This is a genomic window from Shigella sp. SIG3, assembly GCF_053555855.1.
Map to the genome: position 1 here is coordinate 1 of NZ_JBQZXE010000240.1, position 1,333 is coordinate 1,333.

At 47.3% G+C, this 1,333-nt stretch carries 3 protein-coding genes and 2 pseudogenes; all 5 read right to left on the reverse strand.

Annotated features, from left to right (window positions below; genetic code table 11):
- A pseudogene (locus ACUU1I_RS20555) lies at positions 1 to 190 on the reverse strand (integrase); the annotation flags it as partial.
- The gene (locus ACUU1I_RS20560) at positions 112 to 546 is read right to left on the reverse strand and encodes a helix-turn-helix domain-containing protein (RefSeq protein ID WP_077873866.1); all 435 of its coding nucleotides are present in this window, start codon (positions 544 to 546) and stop codon (positions 112 to 114) included. The gene ACUU1I_RS20560 and the pseudogene ACUU1I_RS20555, both read right to left, overlap by 79 nt.
- The gene (yfdT, locus tag ACUU1I_RS20565) at positions 462 to 767 is read right to left on the reverse strand and encodes a protein YfdT (RefSeq protein WP_000206734.1); all 306 of its coding nucleotides are present in this window, start codon (positions 765 to 767) and stop codon (positions 462 to 464) included. The genes ACUU1I_RS20560 and yfdT overlap by 85 nt, the downstream gene beginning before the upstream one ends.
- The gene (locus tag ACUU1I_RS20570; RefSeq protein WP_001242749.1) at positions 767 to 1,129 is read right to left on the reverse strand and encodes a phage protein; all 363 of its coding nucleotides are present in this window, start codon (positions 1,127 to 1,129) and stop codon (positions 767 to 769) included. The genes yfdT and ACUU1I_RS20570 overlap by 1 nt, the downstream gene beginning before the upstream one ends.
- Positions 1,120 to 1,333: pseudogene (gene yfdR, locus ACUU1I_RS20575) on the reverse strand (5'-deoxynucleotidase); the annotation flags it as partial. The gene ACUU1I_RS20570 and the pseudogene yfdR, both read right to left, overlap by 10 nt.

Genomic DNA, 1,333 nt, shown 5'->3' on the forward strand with positions numbered 1-1,333 from the left:
CATCGTCCAGTGATTTTTTATGTGCTTTCTCTTCAAGCCACCTGACACACGCTTCCTCGAACGTTATATCAGGTATTTCACCAAGTTTGCTGACCCGCCATGCTTCAGCCTTTAGCTTGTCATGGAGTTCTGTCGCCTGCCTTTTGTCCTTTGTTCCAAGAGACTGTTTAAATCTTTTACCGTTCGGCAATGTGAAACTGGCGTACCATATTTCACCTCTGCGGAAGAGTGACATTTTCTTTCCTCTGTTATGCCATCACCCGCGCTCACCTGGACAGTATGCAGCGGAGACTGAAGAGCCGCAATGCAGGCTTGTCGTGTTGTGAGGTAAGGAGATTTATTCTTAGTGGGATCTTTGCGTGTTGCCTGAAGACGCCCTGTGCGTATCCAGTTAATGGCAGTCGGTCTGGATATCTTGAGAAAATGACAGGCCTCATCGAGTGTGAGGCTGTATGGCTCCATTATTTCACCTCTTGCTGTGACATTGTTGAAAAATGGATACCAGCTCGTTGCTGCCAGACGATCCAACCGAGAGTCATATCCCATGCCATGTATTCGTTATTGCCGTTTTTTGCTCTCCGACGATCTACTAAGTCACCGAAACGCTTTTCCATGAATAATTCATAAGCTTCGCGTTCATCTGGTTCTACTTCCAGAGATAGGAGTGCGATTTCATAAGCACGGCGCTCAATATCGTCTCGCACGTCAAGGCTGCTGATACGCTCTTTAATTTCTTTAATCAGTTCTTTGTCGGTAAAAGTGGTCATTATGCTCCAGCCTCCGGTGCTTTTGGCATTACTGCCCAGTGAGTGATATTGACGTTTTCAAGGTCCCCGACCTGAAATGTCCACTGCCATTCTCCGGTTTCTTTTTGTCCCCAGGTGTACCAGAGAGAACGCCAACCAATTAGCCAGCCTTCTCCGTTAGCATCGAATAACAAAACACTTTCATTTGCTGGTGGCAGTTCAGTTGACACTGGTATTACTTTGTTTTCCTGTGCTGCACATTTAGCTTCAAGCGCATCGAATTTACGCACCAGGTATTCAGCATCTGTTTCATTTACTTTCAGATCTCGCGGTACACATCTCCCACGAAGAAACCCTTCCATTTCGAAAACATTCATGCGCATTTGCGTAACTCCGATAACTCGTTAAAGCGTTCCATAAACATCCCGTAGGCATGGCCCGGTGCCAGTGGAATCACGTTGAACATCTCTGTTGCCGGGATACCTTCCAGTACAGGCCAGAAAGAGCCATCATCAAGCCCGAGATCGCGGCGTTCGGTTGCCAGCATGATGAGATCGGCATATTTCACGGGCGTACTCATAACTGGG

Excerpts from the sequence above, each read along its gene's own strand:
- yfdT (WP_000206734.1), bottom strand. The coding sequence starts at position 767 with ATGACCACTTTTACCGACAAAGAACTGATTAAAGAAATTAAAGAGCGT.
- ACUU1I_RS20560 (WP_077873866.1), bottom strand. The coding sequence starts at position 546 with ATGGGATATGACTCTCGGTTGGATCGTCTGGCAGCAACGAGCTGGTAT.
- ACUU1I_RS20570 (WP_001242749.1), bottom strand. The coding sequence starts at position 1,129 with ATGCGCATGAATGTTTTCGAAATGGAAGGGTTTCTTCGTGGGAGATGT.